The organism is Myxococcota bacterium (assembly GCA_041389495.1).
GTDB lineage: Bacteria > Myxococcota_A > UBA9160 > UBA9160 > UBA4427 > JAWKRT01.
Window position 1 is genome coordinate 1851201 of sequence record JAWKRT010000001.1, and the last position, 20359, is coordinate 1871559.

12 protein-coding genes are annotated in these 20359 nt (G+C 74.7%); 4 read left to right on the forward strand and 8 right to left on the reverse strand.

The features are described from left to right. Positions 1-41: 41 nt before the first annotated feature. From R3E88_08215 to R3E88_08225, 3 genes are read left to right on the forward strand one after another with little or no spacing between them, the layout of a single operon-like run. Positions 42-2525: a CoA transferase gene (locus tag R3E88_08215; GenBank protein ID MEZ4216446.1), complete on the forward strand. Its 2484-nt coding sequence runs from the start codon at positions 42-44 to the stop codon at positions 2523-2525. Positions 2526-2557: 32 nt separating this feature from the next. Continuing rightward, positions 2558-4114: an amidase gene (locus R3E88_08220; protein ID MEZ4216447.1), complete on the forward strand. Its 1557-nt coding sequence runs from the start codon at positions 2558-2560 to the stop codon at positions 4112-4114. A 27-nt stretch (positions 4115-4141) separates the two neighbouring features. Beyond that, positions 4142-4846, forward strand: coding sequence for a DUF1003 domain-containing protein (locus tag R3E88_08225; protein MEZ4216448.1), 705 nt, complete (start codon positions 4142-4144; stop codon positions 4844-4846). A gap of 25 nt (positions 4847-4871) precedes the next feature. Here the strand turns inward: R3E88_08225 and R3E88_08230 are convergent, their stop codons facing one another. The 6 genes from R3E88_08230 to R3E88_08255 all read right to left on the reverse strand — a co-directional run bounded on the left by R3E88_08230 (position 4872) and on the right by R3E88_08255 (position 13870). Then, positions 4872-6728: an APC family permease gene (locus R3E88_08230; protein MEZ4216449.1), complete on the reverse strand. Its 1857-nt coding sequence runs from the start codon at positions 6726-6728 to the stop codon at positions 4872-4874. Then, on the reverse strand, positions 6725-9307 hold the full coding sequence (mprF, locus tag R3E88_08235) for a bifunctional lysylphosphatidylglycerol flippase/synthetase MprF (protein ID MEZ4216450.1): 2583 nt from the start codon (positions 9305-9307) through the stop codon (positions 6725-6727). The genes R3E88_08230 and mprF overlap by 4 nt, the downstream gene beginning before the upstream one ends. A 52-nt stretch (positions 9308-9359) precedes the next feature. Then, a complete protein-coding gene (locus tag R3E88_08240) occupies positions 9360-10553 on the reverse strand; it encodes a cytochrome P450 (GenBank protein ID MEZ4216451.1) in 1194 nt (397 codons plus the stop codon). A gap of 34 nt (positions 10554-10587) precedes the next feature. Beyond that, a complete protein-coding gene (locus R3E88_08245; protein MEZ4216452.1) occupies positions 10588-11283 on the reverse strand; it encodes a hypothetical protein in 696 nt (231 codons plus the stop codon). Positions 11284-11405: 122 nt separating this feature from the next. Then, a complete protein-coding gene (locus tag R3E88_08250; GenBank protein MEZ4216453.1) occupies positions 11406-12650 on the reverse strand; it encodes a patatin-like phospholipase family protein in 1245 nt (414 codons plus the stop codon). Then, complete coding sequence (locus R3E88_08255) at positions 12647-13870, reverse strand: hypothetical protein (protein ID MEZ4216454.1); 1224 nt, start codon at positions 13868-13870, stop codon at positions 12647-12649. The genes R3E88_08250 and R3E88_08255 overlap by 4 nt, the downstream gene beginning before the upstream one ends. 194 nt (positions 13871-14064) lie before the next feature. Here R3E88_08255 and R3E88_08260 point away from each other — a divergent pair, with 194 nt between their 5' ends. Further along, positions 14065-15489, forward strand: coding sequence for an amidase family protein (locus R3E88_08260; GenBank protein ID MEZ4216455.1), 1425 nt, complete (start codon positions 14065-14067; stop codon positions 15487-15489). Between the two features lie 30 nt (positions 15490-15519). Here R3E88_08260 and R3E88_08265 read toward each other — a convergent pair whose 3' ends face one another. After that, on the reverse strand, positions 15520-16785 hold the full coding sequence (locus R3E88_08265) for an amidohydrolase family protein (GenBank protein MEZ4216456.1): 1266 nt from the start codon (positions 16783-16785) through the stop codon (positions 15520-15522). Next, entirely contained in the window at positions 16782-20339 is a 3558-nt protein-coding gene (locus tag R3E88_08270; protein MEZ4216457.1) for an indolepyruvate ferredoxin oxidoreductase family protein, read from the reverse strand. Before R3E88_08270 ends, R3E88_08265 begins: the two co-directional genes overlap by 4 nt. Positions 20340-20359: the final 20 nt, after the last annotated feature.

A 20359-nucleotide genomic window follows, 5' to 3' on the forward strand; every position in this document is an offset into this window, starting at 1 on the left:
GGGTGCTCGCACGAGCGAGCAGACGGACGGGAGGAGCCGCGGTGGCCGAGGCAGGGGCGAGCGCAGGAGCGAGCGCGGGCGTGCGACCGGGGCCGCTCGCGGGCCTGCGCGTCGTCGACTTCTCGACCGGGATCACGGGCGCCTACGCGAGCAAGCTCTTCGCCGATGCGGGCGCGGACGTCGTGAAGGTCGAGCCGCCCGCAGGCGACCCGCTGCGCCGCTGGAGCGCGTCGGGCGCAGCGGTCGCGCCGGGCGAGAGCGGCGTCCTCTTCCACTACCTGAACGCGTCGAAGCGCGGCGTCGTGGCCGACCTCGCGACGGACGCGGGGCGCGCGCTCGCGCTCGCGCTCGTCGAGCGCGCCGACATCGCGATCGAGAGCTTCGGGCCGGGCGGCGCCGAGGCGCGCGGCATCGGGTGGGACGCCGTGCGCGCGCGCAATCCGCGCTGCACGCTCGTGTCGATCTCGCCCTTCGGGCTCACCGGGCCGTGGGCCGAGCGCCCGTGCACGGAGTTCACGCTGCAGGCGGCGGTCGGCTCGACCGCGCACCGCGGCCTGCCCGCGCTCGGGCCGGTCGGCGCGGGCGGCCGCCTCGGCGAGTGGCTGCCGGGCGTGTACGCCGCGCTCGGCGGGCTGTGCGGATGGCTGTCGGCGCGCAAGACGGGCGCCGGACAGCACGCGGACGTCTCGATGTTCGAGGTGCTCTGCCTGTGCATGACGATCTACCACGACCTCGACGCGCAGTTCTTTCCCGGGCCGCTGCCGCAGGCGATCGAGACGCCGTCGATCGAGCCGACGAAGGACGGCTGGGTCGGCATCTGCACCATCACCGGCCAGCAGTGGAAGGACTTCTGCGCGGTGATCGGCCAGCCCGCACTCGCCGAGGACGAGCGCTTCTACGACGCGAAGGCGCGCATGGAGCACCTCGACCTCATCCACGGCGCGATCCACGCGTTCACGAAGCAGCACACCGCCGACGAGGTCATCGAGCTGCTCGGGCTGATGCGCATTCCCGTGAACCCGCTCGGCAACGGCGAGACGCTGCTCGCGATGGACCACCTGCGCGCGCGCGGCGTGTTCGTGCGCAACCCGGCGGGCTTCGAGCAGCCGCGCACGCCGTACCGCCTGCACGGAGCGGGCGGGCTCGACGCGAGCTGCGACGCGCCGCCCGCGCTGCGCCCCGCGCCCGCGCTCGGCGCACACACGGCCGAGGTCGAGGCCGAGCTCGCCGCGGCGCCGCGCGCGCGCGGCGCGACGGCGGGCGCGCGCGGTGCGGAGGGCGGCGGGCCGCTCCCGTTCGAAGGCCTGCGCGTGCTCGACCTGACGGCGTTCTGGGCCGGGCCCGTCGGCACGAGCTTCCTGGCCGAGCTCGGCGCGGACGTGCTCAAGGTCGAGTCGATCCAGCGCCCCGACGGCATGCGCTTCGCGGGCTCCGTGCGCAACGACCGGATGTGGGAGTTCAATCCGATCTTCCACGGCGCGAACTCGAGCAAGCGCGACGTGACGCTGCGGCTCGACTCGCCCGAGGGCCTCGCGCTCGTGAAGCGGCTCGTCGCGAGCGCCGACGTCGTGGCCGAGAACTTCTCGGCGCGCGTCCTCGACAACTTCGGGCTCGGCTGGGACGTGATCCACGCGCTCAACCCGCGCGCCGTCCTGCTGCGCATGCCGTCGTTCGGGCTCGAGGGGCCGTGGCGCGACCGCGTCGGCTTCGCGATGAACATCGAGCAGGTGAGCGGGCTCGCGTGGCTCACCGGCTACGCGCACCTGCCGCTCGTCGTGCGCGGCGCGTGCGACCCGCTCGGCGGCATGCACGCGGTGTTCGCGACCGCGCTCGCGCTCGAGGAGCGGCGGCGCACGGGCGTCGGGCAGCTCGTCGAGGTGCCGCTCGTCGAGCCCGCGCTCGCGATCGCGGCCGAGCAGGTGCTCGAGAAGAGCGCGCACGGCGCGCTGCTCGAGCGGCTCACGAATCGCGGCCCGTTCGCGGCGCCGCAGGGCGTCTACCCGTGCGCCGACCGCGACGAGACGGGCCGCTCGCAAGGCCACGTCGCGATCGCGGTCGCGACCGACGCGCAGTGGCAGGCGCTGTGCGCGGCGCTCGGGCGCGCGGACTGGGCGCGCGCGCCCGAGCTGGCGAGCGCCGCCGGGCGGCGCGCCGCGCACGACGCGATCGACGAGGGCATCCGCGCGTGGACGACGGTGCGCGCGCGCGCCGAGGCCGCGGAGGCGCTGCTCGCCGCCGGCGTGCCGGCGAGCGAGTGCATCAATCCCCACGCGCTCTTCCCGAATCCGCAGCTCGCGCACCGCGGCTTCTTCCAGGAGGTGGAGCACCCGGCGGCCGGACGCATGCGCTACCCGGGCCAGCCGATCGCGTTCTCGGGGCTCCCGCGCGGGCTGCGCCGTCGCGCCGCTCCGCTCCTCGGCGAGCACAACGAGGCCGTGCTGCGCGACGAGCTCGGGCTCTCCGACGACGACGTCGCGAAGCTGCGCGAGGCGCAGGTGGTGGGCGAGCGCCCGACGTTCATGTAGCCGTCGCGCGAGCGGCGGCAGGAGACCCGACGATGGACCCCGTTCTCACGCGACGCCGCTTCCTCGAGGCGGGCGCGCTCGCGGGCGCCGCGATGGCGTGGCCCGCGTGCGCGTCGCGCACGGCCGCGGTGGCGGCGACGCCGCGCGCGCTTCCCTTCGACGCGTACCGCGCGCACGACGCCGTCGGCCTCGCCGAGCTCGTGCGTCGCGGCGACGCGAGCCCGGCCGAGCTGCTCGAGCTCGCGATCGCGCGCGCGGAGGCGGTCGAGCCGGCGATCCGCGCGATCACCGTGCGGCACTTCGAGCTCGCGCGCGAGGCCGCGCGCGGCGCGCTGCCGGACGGCCCGCTGCGCGGCGTGCCGTGGCTGCTCAAGGACCTCGGCATCGGGATGCGCGGCACGGTCACGACCGAGGGCTCGCGGCTGTTCGCCGACGCCGTGCGCGACGCCGACTCGACGCTCACCGAGCGCTACCGCGCGGCCGGCCTCGTGATCTTCGGCAAGACGCACAGCCCCGAGTTCGGCGGCTCGCCGAGCAGCGAGTCGGCGCTCCACGGCGCGACGCACAACCCGTGGGATCTCGCGCGCAGCCCGGGCGGGAGCTCGGGCGGCTCGGCGGCGGCGGTCGCGGCGGGCATCGTGCCCGCGGCGCACGCGACCGACGGCGGCGGCTCGATCCGCATTCCGGCCTCGTCGTGCGGGCTCTTCGGCATGAAGCCGACGCGCGGCCGCGTGCCGCTCGGGCCCGCGATCTACGAAGGGTGGGGCGGGCTCTCCGCCGCACACTGCGTGAGCCGCAGCGTGCGCGACAGCGCGGCGCTCCTCGACGCGACGCAGGGGCCGGCGGTCGGCGACGCCTACGCCGCGCCGCCGCGCGAGCGCCCGTACCTCGAGGAGATCGCGCGCGCGCCCGGGCGCCTTCGCATCGCGCTGATGACGAAGCCGCTCGTCCCGGTCCCGGTCGACGCCGAGTGCGTGCGCGCCGCGCACGACGCGGCGGCGCTCTGCGCTGCGCTCGGACACGACGTCGAGGAGGCCTCGCCTGCCCTCGACTACGCGGCCGTGTGGGGCGCCTACGGAGCGGCGTCGGGCGTCGGCACCGCGATCGCCGTCGCGGCGCGCGAGGCGGCGCTCGGGCGCCCCGCGCGGCCCGACGAGCTCGAGCCGATCACGCGCCGCTGGGTCGAGGGCGCGCCGCGCGTCTCGGGCATCGAGCTCGTGCGCGCGCGCGCGACGCTCCACGGCGCGAGCCGCGCGCTCGGCGCGTTCCTCGAGCGCTTCGACGCGATCCTCTCGCCGACGATGGCGCACGTGCCGCCCGCGCTCGGCGTGCTCTCGCTGTCGCAGGACTACGACTCGTTCGTGCTGCCCGCGACGCGCGCGTCGGCCTTCACGTCGCTCTTCAACATGACGGGGCAGCCCGCGATGAGCGTGCCGCTCCACTGGACGGAGCCCTCCGAGGCGGCGCCGCGCGGCGTGCCCGTCGGCGTGATGTTCGCGGGGCGCTTCGGCGACGAGGCGACGCTCTTCCGGCTCGCCGCGCAGCTCGAGGCCGAGCGGCCGTGGTTCGCGCGCGTGCCCGCGCTCTGACACGCGGAGCCGCGAGGAGGGACGCGGATGAGGGCGAGGGAGAGCGAGTCCGCGCGGTGCGCGGTGTGCGGACGCACGCTGCCGCGGCGGCAGCTCGTGTCGGGAGCGCTCGTGCGGCCCTCGGTCGCCGACGCGATCCGCGCCGACCACCCCGAATGGGGCGCCGAGAGCCGCGTGTGCCGCGACGACCTCGCGGTCTACCGCGGCCGCTACGTGAGCCAGCTGCTCGAGTCGGAGCGCGGCGACCTGACCGCGCTCGAGCGCGAGGTGGTCGACAGCCTGCGCGAGCACGAGCTCCTGTCGGAGAACGTCGACGTCGCGTTCGAGCGCGACTGGACGCTCGGCGAGCGCCTCGCCGACCGCATCGCGACGTTCGGCGGCAGCTGGGCCTTCCTGCTCTGCTTCGCGGGGTTCCTCGCGCTGTGGATCGGCGCCAACACGTGGGCCGTGCTGCGCCCGCCGCTCGACCCGTACCCGTTCATCCTGCTCAACCTCGTGCTCTCGTGCCTCGCGGCGATCCAGGCGCCGATCATCATGATGAGCCAGAACCGGCAGGAGGCGAAGGACCGCCTCCGCTCGCAGCACGACTACCAGGTGAACCTCAAGGCCGAGCTCGAGATCCGCCACCTGCACGAGAAGGTCGACCACCTGCTGTCGCACCAGTGGGAGCGGCTGGTCGAGATCCAGGAGATCCAGCTCGAGCTGCTGACCGAGCTCGGACGGCGCGGCTGAGCGGGAGGCGCGCGCGGCGCGCGCGTCAGAGCACGACGCGCACGCCGCCGAGGTCCTCGATGCGGTGCGGGAAGCGGTCGCCGGGCGTCCCGATGAACATGCAGTTGTGCGGGACGCCGAGGTGGCGCGCGAGCGCCTCGACGAGCGCCGGCCCGAACTCGCCCTTCACCGCGAGGAAGTCGACGCGCAGCTGCGGGTAGAGGTGGTCGATCACGCGCAGGTGCTCGGCGAGGTCGGGCGGGACGGGATACGCGTCGCAGTAGACGTGCACGACCTTGAGCCGCGTCGTCTGCTCGTTGTCGAGCACGTAGAGCGCGGCGCGGTTCAGCGTCACCATGTCGTCGCCCTTCGTGAAGTAGACCATCGGGCGCTCGTTGATCTCCTCGATCTGCCGCATCACCGCCGCGTGGATCCAGTGGCCGGCCGCGGTCAGGCGCTCGACGAGCCCGCGCGAGACGTAGAGCCCGGCCTTCAGGATCTGGATGCGCAGGAACATGACGCCCACGACGGCCAGCGCGGCGGCGAAGTAGCCCTCGAAGATCTCGAGGTTGAGCGGGTCGAGCACGACGTTGCCGACGAGGCCGACGAGCACCATCACGAGCGCGACGACCACGGTCGGCCAGCCCGCGCGCTCGGCGCGCGGCAGCCGCGCGCGCCGCAGCTTGAGCAGCATGTTCCCGAGCGCGAAGAGCGCCATCACGCTCAGGAAGGCGAGCGTGTAGACGCCGGCGAGCGACTCGATGCGGCCCTGCGTCGCCGACAGGATCGACACGCAGAGCGCGAAGAAGCCGAGCAGGATCCAGTGCGGCGTCCGCCGCCAGCGGTTCTCGACGAGCAGCACTTGCGGCAGGCAGCGGTCGAGCGCCATGCGGCGCACGAGGCCGGTGACGCCGACGTAGCTCGTGAGCACGGCGCCCGAGAGCACGAGCGCGGCGTCCGCGGAGACGAGCAGCGCGAGCGGGCGCCCGAACGCCACGTCGCCCATGCGGGCGAGCAGGTCGGGCGGCACGTCGCGGATCTGGTCGAGCGGCAGCATGCCGAGCGACAGGAAGCTGATGAGCGGGTTGAAGACCGCCACCGCGAGCCACATGTTGCGCAGCGTCTTCGGGAAGACGCCGTCCTTCTGCTCCTCGATGAAGTTGGCCGAGCTCTCGAAGCCGCTGATGCCGAGCATCGCGGCCGCGAACCCGAAGAAGAGCGCGCGCGGGATGCTCTCGAGGCTCGGGAGGTGGAGGTTCGCGACGAAGAGCGACGGGTCGCGCGCGACGCTCGCGATGCACGCGACCGAGAGGACGACGAGCGTCGCCATGTGCAGCAGGAAGATGCCGAGCGCGACGGCCGCCGATTCGCCGATCCCGAGGATGCCGAGGAACGCGAACGCGCCGAGCAGCGCGATCGTCGCCGGGATGACGTCGATCGCGGGCACGAGGTGGTGCGCGTAGTGCATCGCCTCGCTCGCGCTGATCACGGCGGTGGCGATGTAGGACAGGAGCGTCAGGCACGCGGCCGCCGCGGCGACGCGCTTGTTCGTCGTGTTGAGCAGCACGGTGTACGTGCCGCCGTTCATCGGGAGCGCGCTGCCGACCTCCGCGTACACCTTGCGGAACAGGTAGAGCACGCCCGCCACCACGAGCAGCACGAGGGGCGCGAGCACGCCCGCCTGCGCCGCGCACAGCGCCGACACGTAGAGCACGCTCGAGGTGATGTCGTTGCCGCAGATCGCGGTGGCGCGCCACGTCCCGAGCGTGTGGCGGTGCCGGTGCTCGGGGTCGGTCGGCTCGACCTCGACGGGCGTGAGGTCGGCGATGCGCTCCGCGTGCCCCCAGCCTGCGAACTCCCAGGGCTCGGGGTTGGGCGCGTCGGCGGACGAGGGCACGTTCATCGCAGGACCACTCCCGTGACGCCGCCCGAGACGAGCGACGCGATGCGGGTGAGCACGATCGGCAGGGCGAGGCCGCCGGGGCTCGCGAGATAGCGCGGCTCCCACACGGGGTCGAACTTGTCCTTGAAGTCGCGCAGCCCCTGGAAGTGGTAGAGCTGCTCGCCGTGCCGGAAGAGCAGCGCGCCGACGCGGTTCCACGCCGGCGCGAGCCGGTGGCGCTCGAGACCGGCGAGCGGCGCCATCCCGAGTCCGTACTGCGCGTAGCCCTCGTCGCGTCCCCAGAGCATGAGCTGCGTGAACAGGTACTCCATCACGCCCGATGGCGCGCGCGCGTCGTAGCGCATCAGGTCGATCGAGAGCTCGGCCTTCGACGCGCTCGTCCACACGTTCGCGAACGCGACGATGCGGCCGTCGCGGCGCACGACGGCGACGGGGAAGCGCGACAGGTAGGCGCGGTCGAAGAAGCCGAGCGAGAAGCGCTTCTCGCGCGCGTGTCGCGCCGCGAGCCACGCGTCCGAGATCGCCTCGAGCTCGTCGAGGATCGCCGGGACGCCGTCGGCTCCGACGATCTCGAACGCGCAGCCCTCGCGCGCCATGCGGCGCTCGGTCTGCCGCAGGCCCTTGCGCGCGCTGCCCTCGAGCGAGAACGCGGCGAGCGGGACGCTCCCCTCCTCGCCCACCTTGCGGAGCGCGAGCCCGAGGTCGACGTAGACGGGCAGGGCGTCCTCGGTCGCCTCCCAGAAGACCGCATCGGCGCCGTGGCGATCGGCGAGCTCGCGCAGGCGCCACGCGAGCTCGGCGGCCCGGGCCGGCGGCCCGACGGGGTCGCCCATCGCCACCCACGTCCGTCCGCTCACGCCGTACGTCACGAACGCCTCGCGCGCGTCGTCGAAGAGGACGTGCTTGTCGCCGAGCAGCGCGAGGTAGCCGGTCGTGCGCGGCGCGCGCGCGGCGATCGCCTGCGCGCGGTCGAGGTCGTCGACGCTCGGCGCGGCGGGTGCGGCCGGCGCGGGGCGCAGCAGCCGGAGCAGCGCGACCGCGACGAGCGCGACCGCGGCCGCGAGCTCCGCGCGCAGCGAGCGCGACGCGGGCTCGTGCGGGCCGAAGCGCCACCACAGGTCGCTCGAGTACTCGACGTGGCGATACGCGAGCTCGAGCACGACGACCGAGCCGAGGCCGACGACGGCGACCGCCGTCCACCAGCGCGGCGAGAGCGACTGCTCGCGCAGCGAGCTGCGCCGGTAGAAGTACGCGCGACACGGCGCGAGCGCCGCGGCCATCGCGGCGAGCACGCTCGCCTCCTCCCAGTCGAGCCCCTTCGCGAGCGACGCGACGGCGCCCGCGACGAGCAGCGCGAGCGCGCCGACGTAGCCCGCGTCGAGCCGCTCGCGCAGTGCGTTCGAGAGCACGAGCAGGAGCGCGCCGATCACGCTGCCCGCGAGCTTCGAGGTCTCGATCCACGGCAGCGGGAGGGTGCGGCGCAGCCACGCGAGGCGCTCCGGCAGCTCGGGCATCGCGCCCGAGAAGAGCAGCACGGCGCCGGCCGCGAACGTCGTCGCCGACAGCACGCGCGGCGCGACCTCCGCCGCCGCGCCCTGCAGGCGCGCGCCCGCGCGCGCGAGTGCCGCGCGCCGCTGACGCAGCTCGTAGCCCGCGAACGCGAGCACGCCGGCGACGAGCGGCAGCAGGTAGTAGGCGAACCGGTAGGCGACGATCGACGCGAGCAGCGCGTCGGCGGCGAGCCACGGGCGCAGCAGCACGACGAGCGCGCCCTCGAACACCCCGAGCCCGCCCGGCACGTGGCTCGCGAGCCCGGCGACCTGCGCGAGCAGGAACGCCGCGACGAACGTCGCGAAGCCGAGGCCCGTGCCGTCCGGCAGCAGCACCCACAGCACCGACGCCGCGAGCAGCCAGTCCGCGCTCGACACCGCGAGCTGCAGGAGCGCCGTGCGCGCGTCGGGCACGTCGATGCGGAAGCCGCGGATCGCGAACGGTCGGCGCCGCAGCGCGGCGAGCGCGACGTAGCCCGCGGCCGCGCCGACGAGCGCGACGCCGAGCGGCCGGCTGCTCGCGAAGCCGATCGAGCCCGTCGGCAGCGCGACCGGCCACAGCGCGTTCGCGACGCCGCCGACGAGCGCGAACCCGAGCCAGAACGTCAGCGCCGCGAACGCGATCACGCGCGCCACGTCGTCCGCGCGCACACCCCACGACGTGAGCATCCGGTACCGCACCGCGCTCCCGCCGAGCCCCGACAGCCCGACGTTGTGGCTCATCACGTACGCGACGAACGACGCCAGCGCGATCCGCCGGTACGGGAGCGCGACGCCGATCACGCGGAACGCGAGCGCGTCGTAGGCCGTGAGCACCGCATAGCCGACGGCCGTGAGCCCGATCGCGCCGAACGCGCGCGCGGGTGCGATCGCCTGCAGATGGGCCACGACGTCGCGAAGGTGATAGGCGGCGACCTCGCGCCGCAGCACCCAGGTCGCCGCGAGGAGGAGCGCGATGCCGACGATGGGCGCGACGGCCGCGAGCCGCCGCTCGAGCGCGCCGCGCCCCGTGTGCGCGGGCGGCGGCACCTCGCGGTCCGCCGCTCCAGGCCGGGGGGCGCGCGCCGGGCCGTCCACGCGCCTAGCGCCGCCGCACGCGCAGCGCAGTCGGCGCGCGCAGCACGCTGCGGCGCGGCGCGGCCGCCTCGCGGTCGACGAGCGCGAGGCGCGGAAGGCGGCGCACGAGCACCTCGAGCGCGACCGTCATGTTGCGCCGCGCGAGGTGGAGGCCCGGGCAGCTCTTCGGGCCGCGCCCGAAGACGAGGTGCGGCGCCGGCTCGCGCGCAGGGTCGAAGCGGTCCGGGTCGGGCACGACGGCCGGGTCGCGGTTCGCACCCGCGATCGCGAACAGCACCCACGTGTCGGGCGGCACGTCGACGCCGCGGAAGCGCACGGGCTCGCTGCGCGAGAGCCGCGGCAGCACGGCGATCGGCGTGTCGTAGCGCAGGCCCTCGGCGACGGCGCGCGGGATGGCACCCGGGTCGCGCGCGAGCCGATCCCAGGCGCCCTCGTGCAGCAGCAGCGCCGAGAGCAGGTTGCCGAGCGAGCCGTGCGTCGTCTCGCCGCCCGTCGGGAAGAGCAGGCGCACGTGCGAGACGATCTCCTCGTCGCGCAACCGGCGGCCGTCGACCTCGGCGCGCAGGAGCTCGGAGATCACGTCGTCCTGCGGCGCGCGGCGTCGCTCCTCGAGGATCGGCTCGAGGTAGGCCGTCAACGCCGTGCGCGCGGCGGTGCTCGTCTGCGGGTCGTCGCGATGCCCGAGCAGCGCGAGCGCCCAGGCGTGGAACTCGCTCTCGCGATCGCGCGGGAGCCCGAGCAGCCGACTGATCACGAGGTAGGGAAAGCGCGCGGTGAACTCGGCGACGAGGTCGAGCTCCTCGCGCTCCTCGAAGCGGTCGACCAGCTCGTCGGCGAGCGCCTCGAGCCCCGACGCCTCGTAGCTCGCGACGGCGCGCGAGCGGAACGCCGGCGTCGCGAGCTTGCGGAACAGCAGGTGCCGCTCCGGGTCGGGGTCCGAGATGAACGTCGCACCGATCGCCGGCTCGAGCGACGCCGCGTACATCCGATGGCCGGGGAACGCGTGCTCGTCGACGAAGGCCTCCTCGAGCGCCGCTCGTCCTGCGATCACGAGCGCGGGCCGTCCCGCGAAGCGCGTCGCCGCGAGCTCGCCCCGCGCGCGGAACGCGTGCAACGCGGCGTGCAGGGCGTCGCCCGGAAGCGCGTCGACCGCGAAGTCGATCGCGTCGAGGTCGGGGTCGGAGGGACGGCGCGTCATCGGGGATGGCGGCTCTCGATGGAGGGGGAGGGGCCTAGCGAAGCGTCGCTCGGCTCTCGTGCGGGCCCGCGTCCGCAAACGACGGGCTCGGCACGGCGCGCGTCCGGTGCGAGGACACCTCGTCCGGGCACTTCGCGTCCGGCTCGAACGCGCCCTGCGAGGCCAGCTGCGCGTACACGTGATGGGCGATCCGGTCGAACGTGCGCTCGCGGCCGCCTTGCGCGAAGGGCGAGACCGGAAGCAGCAGGATGCCCACGATCGTGTCGTAGGAGTCCATGACGCTCGCCGCGAAGACGCAGCCGGTGCCGGCGTTCCGCAGCGAGTAGCGGAGCTCCATGCGCGAGTCGACCGAGTAGGGGATCACCGTGAGCGTGAGGCCGCTCAGCACCTGGAGGGCCACGCTCGACTCGCCCTCCTGGTTCCCACTCAGCGTGAGCTCGTAGCCTGTCGCCCCGGAGAACGCGCCGGTTGCGACGTAGGTCTGACCCGAGATCCAGCCCGCCGCGATCCAGCGCTTCAGGATCTCGTCGTTCAGGGCGCGGCCCATCTTGTTCGACGTGACCATCTTCCCGCCGTCGAGATGGAAGGAGAAGTCGCCGACCGTCTGCTCGATGCTGGGTGCGACGGCACCGGGCGCGGGCGTGACGTCGTCGAGGTGGTCGCCCGCCACCGTGATGCAGCCCGTCAGTGCGCCCGCGGCCAGGGCGCAGGCGATCGCCGTCCTCCGCATCGCGTTCCTCCTTCGTCGTGTGCGCTCGCGTGCGCGGCCGGTCCGGCGCCGCTCCGCGCGCGGTGCGATCGCGATCGTACCCGTTCCCGCGCCCGGATCGGGGGCGGGCTCGTCGGGCGACGTCACTCCGCGAAGAACCGCACCAGCTCCTCCTTCATCGCCGCCGCGTCCGCGCGGCCGAGCTCCATGAGCGGCACCGTGTAGGCGGCGTCGAAGTAGAGGTAGGAGAGGAGGTCGGCTTCGAGGGCGCTGCCTTCGAGGCCGAGGACGCCGAGCAGCATGCGGATGGGACCGCTCGTCGACCTGGCTTCGCGCGAGGCGTGGGCGACGTCGCCGGCGAGCTCGCCGAGGTCGATGCTCGGCCGCACGACGACGTCGTCGACGATCTTGAACGGCTGGCCGCGCTCGCGGGCGACGGGCGTGTTCACGGTGCGCATCAGGTCGCTGCCGCCGGCGTCGCGGACGCGGCGCAGCATGTCGTTGATGAGGCGCATGTGCGCGAGGTCGGTCTCGACGTGGTCGAGCAGCAGCGCGTTCAGCACCTTGCCGAACAGGAAGAGCGGGTTTCCGAAGCGCTCGACGCGCAGCGCCTCGGCGTCGCCCTCGTGCCCGCCCGTCGCGCCGCCGCGCAGCGCGACGACGAGGATGCGATCGGCGCCGAGGCGCAGCGCGGGCGAGAGCGGCGTGTTGAGGCGCAGCCCGCCGTCGACGTAGTACGAGGCGTCGACGCGCACGGTCGGGAACAGGACGGGGATCGCGGCCGAGGCGAGCGCGTGCTCGAGCCGGATGTGCGCGGGCCGCGCGACCATGCTCGGGTCGAGCGTCCAGCGCGGCTCGCCCTCGACGTCGGCCGTCTCGACGAACACGACGGTGCGGCCGGTCGCGACCTCGGTCGCCGCGACGGAGAGCGCTTCGAGGCGCCCCTCGCGAAGGTTCGCCGGGATGCGCGACCACGGGATGCCCTGCGCGACGAGCTCCTCGAGCCGCTGCGTGTCGAGCAGGCCGTAGAGGCGGTCGGGCGTCGTGCCGCTCGCGAGCGCGCGCGGCGCGCGGAACGCGCCGAGCAGGCGGCGGGGGAGGCGCGTGAGCTCGCGCGCGGGCGAGCCGAGCACGACGTCGCCCTGCAGCTTCTGCCAGACGCGGCGCAGGCGCGCGGAGCGGTGGCGCTCGAGGTGCGCGGTGGCGGCCACGAAGCAGGCGTGGATCGCACCGACGGACGTTCCCGTCACGATGTCGATGCGCGGCGGGTGGCCGAGCTCCTTCGGCAGCTCGTCGAACAGGTACTGCAGGACGCCCGCCTCGTAGGCGCCGCGCGCGCCGCCGCCCGAGAGCACGAGCGCGCGCCGCGGACGCGCGGCGGGGCTCACGGCGCGCCGCCGGGCGCGCGCGCCGGCCGCGCGACGAGGGCGGCGACCGCGGCCGCCGCTCCGGGCGCGCGCAGCGCGTCGCTCCAGTGCGCGCGCAGCGCTTCCGGCGCGCGGCCGCTCGCGGTCGCATCGCGCGGCGCGAGCGCCGGGAGCCGGCGCGCGAGCTCGCCGTAGTAGGCGTCGTCGTGCGCGCGGTACCAGCGCTCGAGCGTCGCCGCGTCGACGCTGTGGTCGGCCGACTCGGCGAACGCCCAGAACGACGTCTGCGTCTCGGGGCGCAGCTCGCCCGTGAACACGGTCCACGGCGGGGCGTCGGGGCCCGCGAGCGCGAGCGCGTCGGTCGCGCACAGGCCGTCGCCCACGTCGCGGAACAGGATGCGGCCGGTCGGCGCGAGCCGCGCGTCGAGCTCGATCACGACGTTCTGCGGGTTCGGCGTCTCGTACCACAGGCCGTAGCGCACGAGCAGCTCGGCCTTCGCGCGACCGATCGGCGCCGCATAGCATCGCTCCCAGAAGGGTGCGAAGTCCTCGCCCGCGCGAGCGGCGATCTGCCGGCCGACCCACGGGAGCGAGAGCGCGGGCAGGAAGTAGCCGCCCGTCTGGAAGCGGCGCAGGTCGCGCACGAGGACGCCCGCCTCGCCGCCGCGCTCGAGCACGACGAGCACCTCCCGCACGAGCACCGCCACCTCGAGCGGTGCGAGCCGCGCGTCGACGCGGTCGATCGCCGCCGTCCAGCGCACGGCGTCGAGCGCCTCTTCGCGCAGCTTCGTCTTCTCGGGCTGGTGGAAGTCGGGGTGCGGGTGGTCGGTCGCGAGCTTGACGGAGAAGAGCGCGCTCCCGCTCTCGGGGCCCGGCATGGCGAGCGTGCGCGAGGCGGTGAAGCGCGCCGTCCAGCGCTCGGCCGCGGGCGCATCGGACCAGCGCACCGACGCATCGCGGTTCAGCGGGTGGCGCGGGATGCGCACCCGGTCGTCTGCGACGAAGCGGCGCACGATCGCGGGCGGCGCGCCCGGCAGCTCGAACACCTCGACGTCCGCGCGCGGCACGGCGACGACGTCGACCTCGACGGGCTGCGTGCTCGTGCGGAAGCCGACGAGGTTCGCCTGCTCCTCCCAGTCGAGCCACTGCGCGACGGGGTCGGCGAGGAGCTCGAGCGGGGCGTCGACGTCGTAGGTGCGGAGCGGGGCGGGGCGCGCGCCGGGCGGCTCGTGCGTCGACATGCCTAACGAGGAGCTCCGGGGGCGGGGTGTGCAGTGCGCGGCGCGACGGGGGACGGGAGTCGGAACGGCACCGCGACAACATAGGGCCCCGGCGCGCGCGAGGCGAAGCCCGCGTACCCTCCGCCCGCCGCACGCGCGGGCCGCGCGCGGGCGCGGGCGCGCGCGAGCCGCGGCGGGACGAGGAGGACGACGGAATGCAGCCGGGCCCGCCGAGCGCGCCGATCCGCGCGGACGATGCGCTCGCCGCCCTCGACGCGACCGCGCAGGCCGCGCTCGTGCACCGCGGCGAGGTGTCGCCCGACGAGCTCGTGCGCGCGGCGTGCGCGCGCATCGAGTCGCTCGACGGGGCGCTCGGCGCCGTCGCCGTGCGCACGTTCGAGGCGGCGCTCGCCGAGTCCGCGCGCGCCCCGCGCGACGCGCCGTTCGCGGGCGTTCCCTTCCTGATGAAGGACGTCGGCGCGCGCCAGGCCGGCCGCCCCTACTACGCGGGCAACCGCGCGCTGCGCGCGGCCGACCACCGCGCGAGCGCCGACACCGTGCTCGGCGCCCGCTTCCGCGCGCTCGGGCTCGCCGCCGTCGGCAACTCGACGACGCCCGAGTTCGCGCTCCAGTCGAACACGTGGCCGCTCGCGACGGGGCCGGCGCGCAACCCGTTCGACCTCGCGCGCTCGGCGGGCGGCTCGTCGGGCGGCGCGTGCGCGGCCGTCGCCGCGGGCCTCGTCCCCGTCGCGCACGCGAGCGACGGCGCCGGCTCGATCCGCATTCCCGCCGCGTGGTGCGGGCTCGTCGGCCTCAAGCCCTCGCGCGATCGCATCGCCTGGCGGCACTTCGGCGCCGCGCGCGCGGACGTCGAGTTCGTCGTCGCGCGCTCGCTGCGCGACACCGCGGCCTTCCTCGACGCGCTGCGCCCGAGCGAGCGCGCGGCGCAGGAGCCCGGGCGCTTCGCCGCCGCCGCCTGCGCCGAGCGCGCCGCCGCCGCGAAGCGCCTGCGCGTCGCGTTCACGACGCGCGCGCCGGGCGGCTTCGACGTCGACGTCGCGTGCGCGCGCGCGGTCGAGTGGACGGCGCGCGCGCTCGCCGCGCGCGGGCACGCGGTCGACGAGGGCGCGCCGCCCTCGCTCTACGACCACGCCGAGCGCCAGGTCTACGGCGCCATCCTCGGCAACGACGAGTACCGCGGCTGTCTCGACGAGCTGGCCGAGCGCCTCGGCCGCGCCGTCGGGCCCGACGACGTCGAGCCCTTCCTGTGGGAGCTCGCGCACCTCGCCGACGAGCCGCTGGCCGAGCGCGTCGTCGCCGACGCGCGCGCGTGGGTCGAAGGCTGGTCGCAGGTGACGGCCGCGTGGTTCGAGGAGGTCGACGCGCTCGTCACGCCGACCGTGGTCGAGCCCGCACCGCCGCTCGCGCACCTCGACCCCACCGCGCTCGCGCCGCTCGCGCTGCTCGAGCGCATGGTCCCGCACATGGCCTTCACCGAGCCCTGGAACGCGACCGGCCAGCCCGCGATCACGCTGCCCCTCGCCCAGACGCGCGAAGGCCTCCCCGTCGGCGTCCAGATCGTCGCCGCACCCCGCCGCGAGGAGACGCTTCTCGCGCTCGCGGCGGAGCTGCTCGGGTGACGGAAGGCCGGCGCGCGGTCGCGCCGGCGCTCAGCCGCGCTCCCCCGCCAGCGCGTCCTTCACGAACTCCCCGCCCTTCACGATGGCGAGGAGCTTCGCGTCGTCCTGGAGGAGGGCGATGTCGCGGCTCGGGTCGCCGTCGACGACGAGGAGGTCGGCGAGCTTGCCGGTCGCGATCGTGCCCACGTCCTCGAGCATCAGCTCGCCGCCGTGCTTCGTGGCCCAGCGGAGGACGTCGAGCGCGGGGATGCCGACGTGGTCGACGTAGAAGGCGAGCTCGCGGGCGTAGATGTGCGGCCGGTGGGGCAGGAGGAGGATGCCGTAGTCGTCGCCGACGGTGATGCGCAGGCCGGCGGCGTTCGCCTCGGGCAGGCGCTTGCACATGTTCTCGAAGTCGGCGCGGACGGGCGCCATCTGCACGGGCGTCGCGCCGACGGCGTTCGTCGGGTCGTTCAGCATGAGGTGGATGAAGTAGGCGCTCGGGACGAGCGTGGCGTCGGCGGCGAGCATCGCGTCGAGCACCTCGGCGTCGATGCGGTCGCCGTGGTCGATGACGTCGACGCCGGCGGCCAGGCACTCGAGCATGGGCTCCTTCCACGGGCAGTGCGCGCGCACGCGCGCGCCGCGCTGGTGCGCGGCGTGGACGGCCGCGCGCAGCTCGTCGCGCGTGAACGTGAGCGTCTCGACCTCTTCGTGGACGCCGTGCCCGCCGCTCGGGAAGAGCTTCACCATCTCGACGCCGCGGCGGACCTCGTCGCGCACGAGGTGGCGGAAGCCGTCCGGGCCGTTCGCATAGCGACACGAGCCCTGGTTGCCGAGCTCCCACCACCACTTCCCCGTGTCCTGGTAGCCGCCGACGATGTCGAGGCCGTGGCCGCCCGCGACCATGCGCGGCCCCTCGGTGAGGCCGTCGGTGATGGCGCGCTTGAGCTGCGGGTCGATGAAGGCGTTGATGCCGCCCGCGGACACGACGGACGTGAAGCCGCTGCGGAGCGCGCACTGCAGGTTCTTCTCCGCGACGATGGCGAGCACGGCGGGCGGCGCCTCGAGGCCGAGCGGCTGCGGCGAGATGCCGATGTCGTGATAGGTCGAGTGGAAGTGCGTCGTGACGAGGCCGGGCATGAGCGTGCGGCCGGCGAGGTCGACGACGCGGTCGCCCGGCGCCGCGGTGTACGGCGCGTCGCCGACCGAGACGATCCGCTCGCCCTCGACGACGACGGTCTGGCGCGGTCGCGCTTCGTGCTCGCCGTCGAGCAGGTTCGCGTTCGCGAAGACGAGCCGGGGCGCGTCGCTCACGCGCGCGCTCCGGCGCCCGCGCCGGCCGGCCCGCCCGGCGCGCGCAGCCGGAACGACGCGAGCAGCTCGCGCTCCTTCTCCTGCGCGCGCTCGATCGCGCGCTCCTTGATGTCCTCGTAGCCGCGGATCTCGAGCGGCAGCTCGGCGATCGCGACGGCGGTGTCGAGGTTCTCGGCCGTGAGCCCGTCGCAGAGCTCGGCGATCGTCGTCTCGTACGCGGGCGCGAGGCTCCGCTCGAGCTTGCGGTGCGCGGTCGCGAACGGGTCGAGCGGCGTGCCGCGCAGGCGCTTCGCCTTCGCCATGAGGCGCAGCGCGCGGAAGAACCACGGCCCGAACTCGATCTTCTTCATGCGTCCGGTGTCCGGGTCCTGCCGGCGCAGGAAGCGGTCGACGACGGGCATGCGCGGCGGCGCGAGGTGGAGGGCGATGCGGTAGTCGCCCTCGAACTGCTGCGCGAGCTGGCGCTCGAAGCTCCCGTCCGTCCACAGCCGCGCGACCTCGTACTCGTCCTTGATCGCGAGCAGCGGGAAGAACGCCTGCGCGACCGCGCGCGCGAAGGCCTCGCTGCCGTTGCCGAGCGCGCGCTCGCGCTCGCGCGCGCGGTCGACGAGCCTGCGGTAGCGCTTCGCGAGGCCGCGCCCCTGATAGGCGCGCAGCTCCGCGGCGCGGTGCTCGACGAGCTCGTCGAGCGTCTTCTCGCGCGCCGCCTCGCCGCCCTCGGCCGCGCCGCGCAGGAGCGGCTTCGCGATGGCGCGCACCTTCTCGATGTCGTGCGCGGCGAGGCGTCCCCACGCGAGCGCGCGCTTGTTCATCGCGACGGCCTGGCCGTTCAGCTCGATGGCGCGCTCGAGCGCGCCGAGCGAGACGGGGATGCGGCCGAGCTGGAACGCGTAGCCGACGAGGAAGAGGTTGGTCGCGATCGCGTCGCCGAGGAGCGCCGTCGCGAGCGCCGTCGCCGGCACGAAGTGCGCGTCGTCCGCGCTCGCCACCTGTGCGATCGCCTCCTCCATCCGGCCGGGCGAGAGGTCGAGGTTCGGGTTCGTCGCGAAGTCGGCGGTCGGCGCCACGTGGTCGTTCGCGACGACCGCCGTGCGCCCCTTCGCCATCTTCGAGAGCGCGTCGGGCCCGCTCGCGACGACGATGTCGCAGCCGAGCACGAGGTCCGCCGCGCCCGCGGCGAGGCGCGTCGCGTGCAGCTGGTCGGGGCGGTCGGCGACGCGCACGTGGCTCGTGACCGGGCCGTTCTTCTGCGCGAGCCCCGTGACGTCGAGGCAGGTGACGCCCTTGCCCTCGAGGTGCGCGGCCATGCTGACGAGCGCGCCCACCGTCACGACGCCCGTGCCGCCGATGCCGGTGACGAGCACGTTGAACGGCGTGCTCGTGTCGGGCGGCGCGGGCAGCGGGAGGCCGGCGAAGACCGCGTCGTCGCCCGTGTCCGCCGACTCGGTCGCCGCCTTGCGCAGCGTCGCGCCGTACACCGACAGGAAGCTCGGGCAGTGGCCCTTCACGCACGAGAAGTCCTTGTTGCACGTGCTCTGGTTGATGCGGCGCTTGCGCCCGAACTCGGTCTCGACGGGCTCGACGCTGATGCAGTTGCTGACGACGCTGCAGTCGCCGCAGCCCTCGCACACGCGCTCGTTGATGACGACGCGGCGGTCGGGGTCGGGGAACTGTCCGCGCTTGCGCAGGCGGCGCGCCTCGGCCGCGCACGTCTGGTCGTAGACGATGGCCGTGACGCCGTCGACCGCGCGCAGCTGCTTCTGCACGAAGTCGAGCCGGTCGCGGTGGAAGGTCTCGACGCCGGGCGGGAGCGAGCCGGCCGGGTACTTGTCCGGCTCCGGGCTCACGACGACCACCTTCGCGACGCCCTCGGCCACGAGCTGGCGCGCGATCTGCGGCGCGGTGATCGCGCCGTCCATCGGGTGGCCCTCGATCGGCTGGCCGCCCGTCATCGCGACCGCGCCGTTCACGAGGATCTTGTACGTGATCTTCGAGCCGGCGGCGACGTTCGCGCGGATGGCGAGGTAGCCGCTGTGGAAGTAGGTGCCGTCGCCCATGTTCTGGAAGACGTGGTCCATCCCGATGAACGGAGCGAGCCCGGGCCACGTCGCGCCTTCGCCGCCCATGTGCGTCGTCGACACGGTCCGCCGCTCGGGCATCCACGCGACCATGCCGTGACAGCCGATGCCGCCGAACGCGATCGAGCCGTCGGGCACGACGGTCGACGTGTTGTGCGGGCAGCCCGAGCAGAACGCGGGGCGGCGCGTGAGGCCGCCGCCCGCGATCGTCGGCAGCGGGACGATCTGCGCGCCGCGCGCATCGGCGACGAGCTCGGGCGCCGCGCGCCCGAGCCAGCGGCGCAGCGCGGTGACCACGTCGCCGGGCGAGAGCTCGCCGACGTCCGAGACGAGCGGCGCGCCGTCCGCGTCGCGCTTGCCGAGGAGCCGCGGGCGCTCGCCGGCGGGCAGGTCGTAGAGCACGCGCGCGAGCTGCTCCTCGAGGAACGCGCGCTTCTCCTCGACGACGAGCACCTCTTCGTGTCCGGCGCAGAAGGCGCGCGCGTTCACGGGCTCGAGCGGCCACGCGAGCGCGACCTTGTAGATCGACAGGCCGAGGTCGGCCGCCTTCTGCTCGTCGATGCCGAGCTCCTCGAGCGCCTGACGCACGTCGAGGTAGGCCTTGCCCGTCGTCACGATGCCGACGCGCTTGCGCGGTGCGGCGATCGGCGTGCGGTCGAGCCCGTTCGCGCGCACGAAGGCCTGCACGGCGGGGAGGCGCTGGTGGAAGAGCCGCTGCTCGACGCCGAGCAGCCCGCCCGTCACGAAGCCGATGTTGAGCCCGCCCGGCGGCAGCGCGAAGTCGTCGGGGAGCGCGACGCGCACGCGGTCGTGGCCCACGTCGACGGACGCGCCGCTCTCGACGGTGTCCGTCAGGCACTTCATCGCGACCCACGCGCCCGAGTAGCGCGACAGCTCGAAGCCAAAGATCCCGAAGTCGAGGTAGTCCTGCACGCTCGCCGGGTTGAGCACGGGCATGCCGAGGTGCACGAGCGCCTGCTCGCTCTGGTGCGCGATCGACGACGACTTCGCGCCCGGGTCGTCGCCGCAGAGCGCGAGCACGCCGCCCTTCGGCGCCGCGCCCGCGTAGTTGCCGTGCTTGAGCGCGTCGCACGAGCGATCGACGCCCGGGCCCTTGCCGTACCAGATGGCGAAGACGCCGTCGTACTTCGGCGTGTCGAGCAGGTTCGCCTGCTGCGAGCCCCACACCGCCGTGGCGGCGAGGTCCTCGTTGAGCCCGGGCTCGAAGCGCACGTGGTGCTGCTCGAGGTGCTTCTTCGCCTGCCAGAGCGCGAGGTCGTAGGTGCCGAGCGGCGAGCCGCGGTAGCCCGAGATGAAGCCCGCCGTGTCGAGGCCGGCGGCCGCGTCGCGCTCGCGCATCATGAGCGGCAGGCGCACGAGCGCCTGCACGCCGGTGATGTAGATGCGGCCCTCGGCGCGCGTGTACTTGTCGTCGAGGGCGTAGTGGGCGTCGAACTGGGGCGATGCGCTGCTCACGAAGGCTCCTGGTTGCGTCG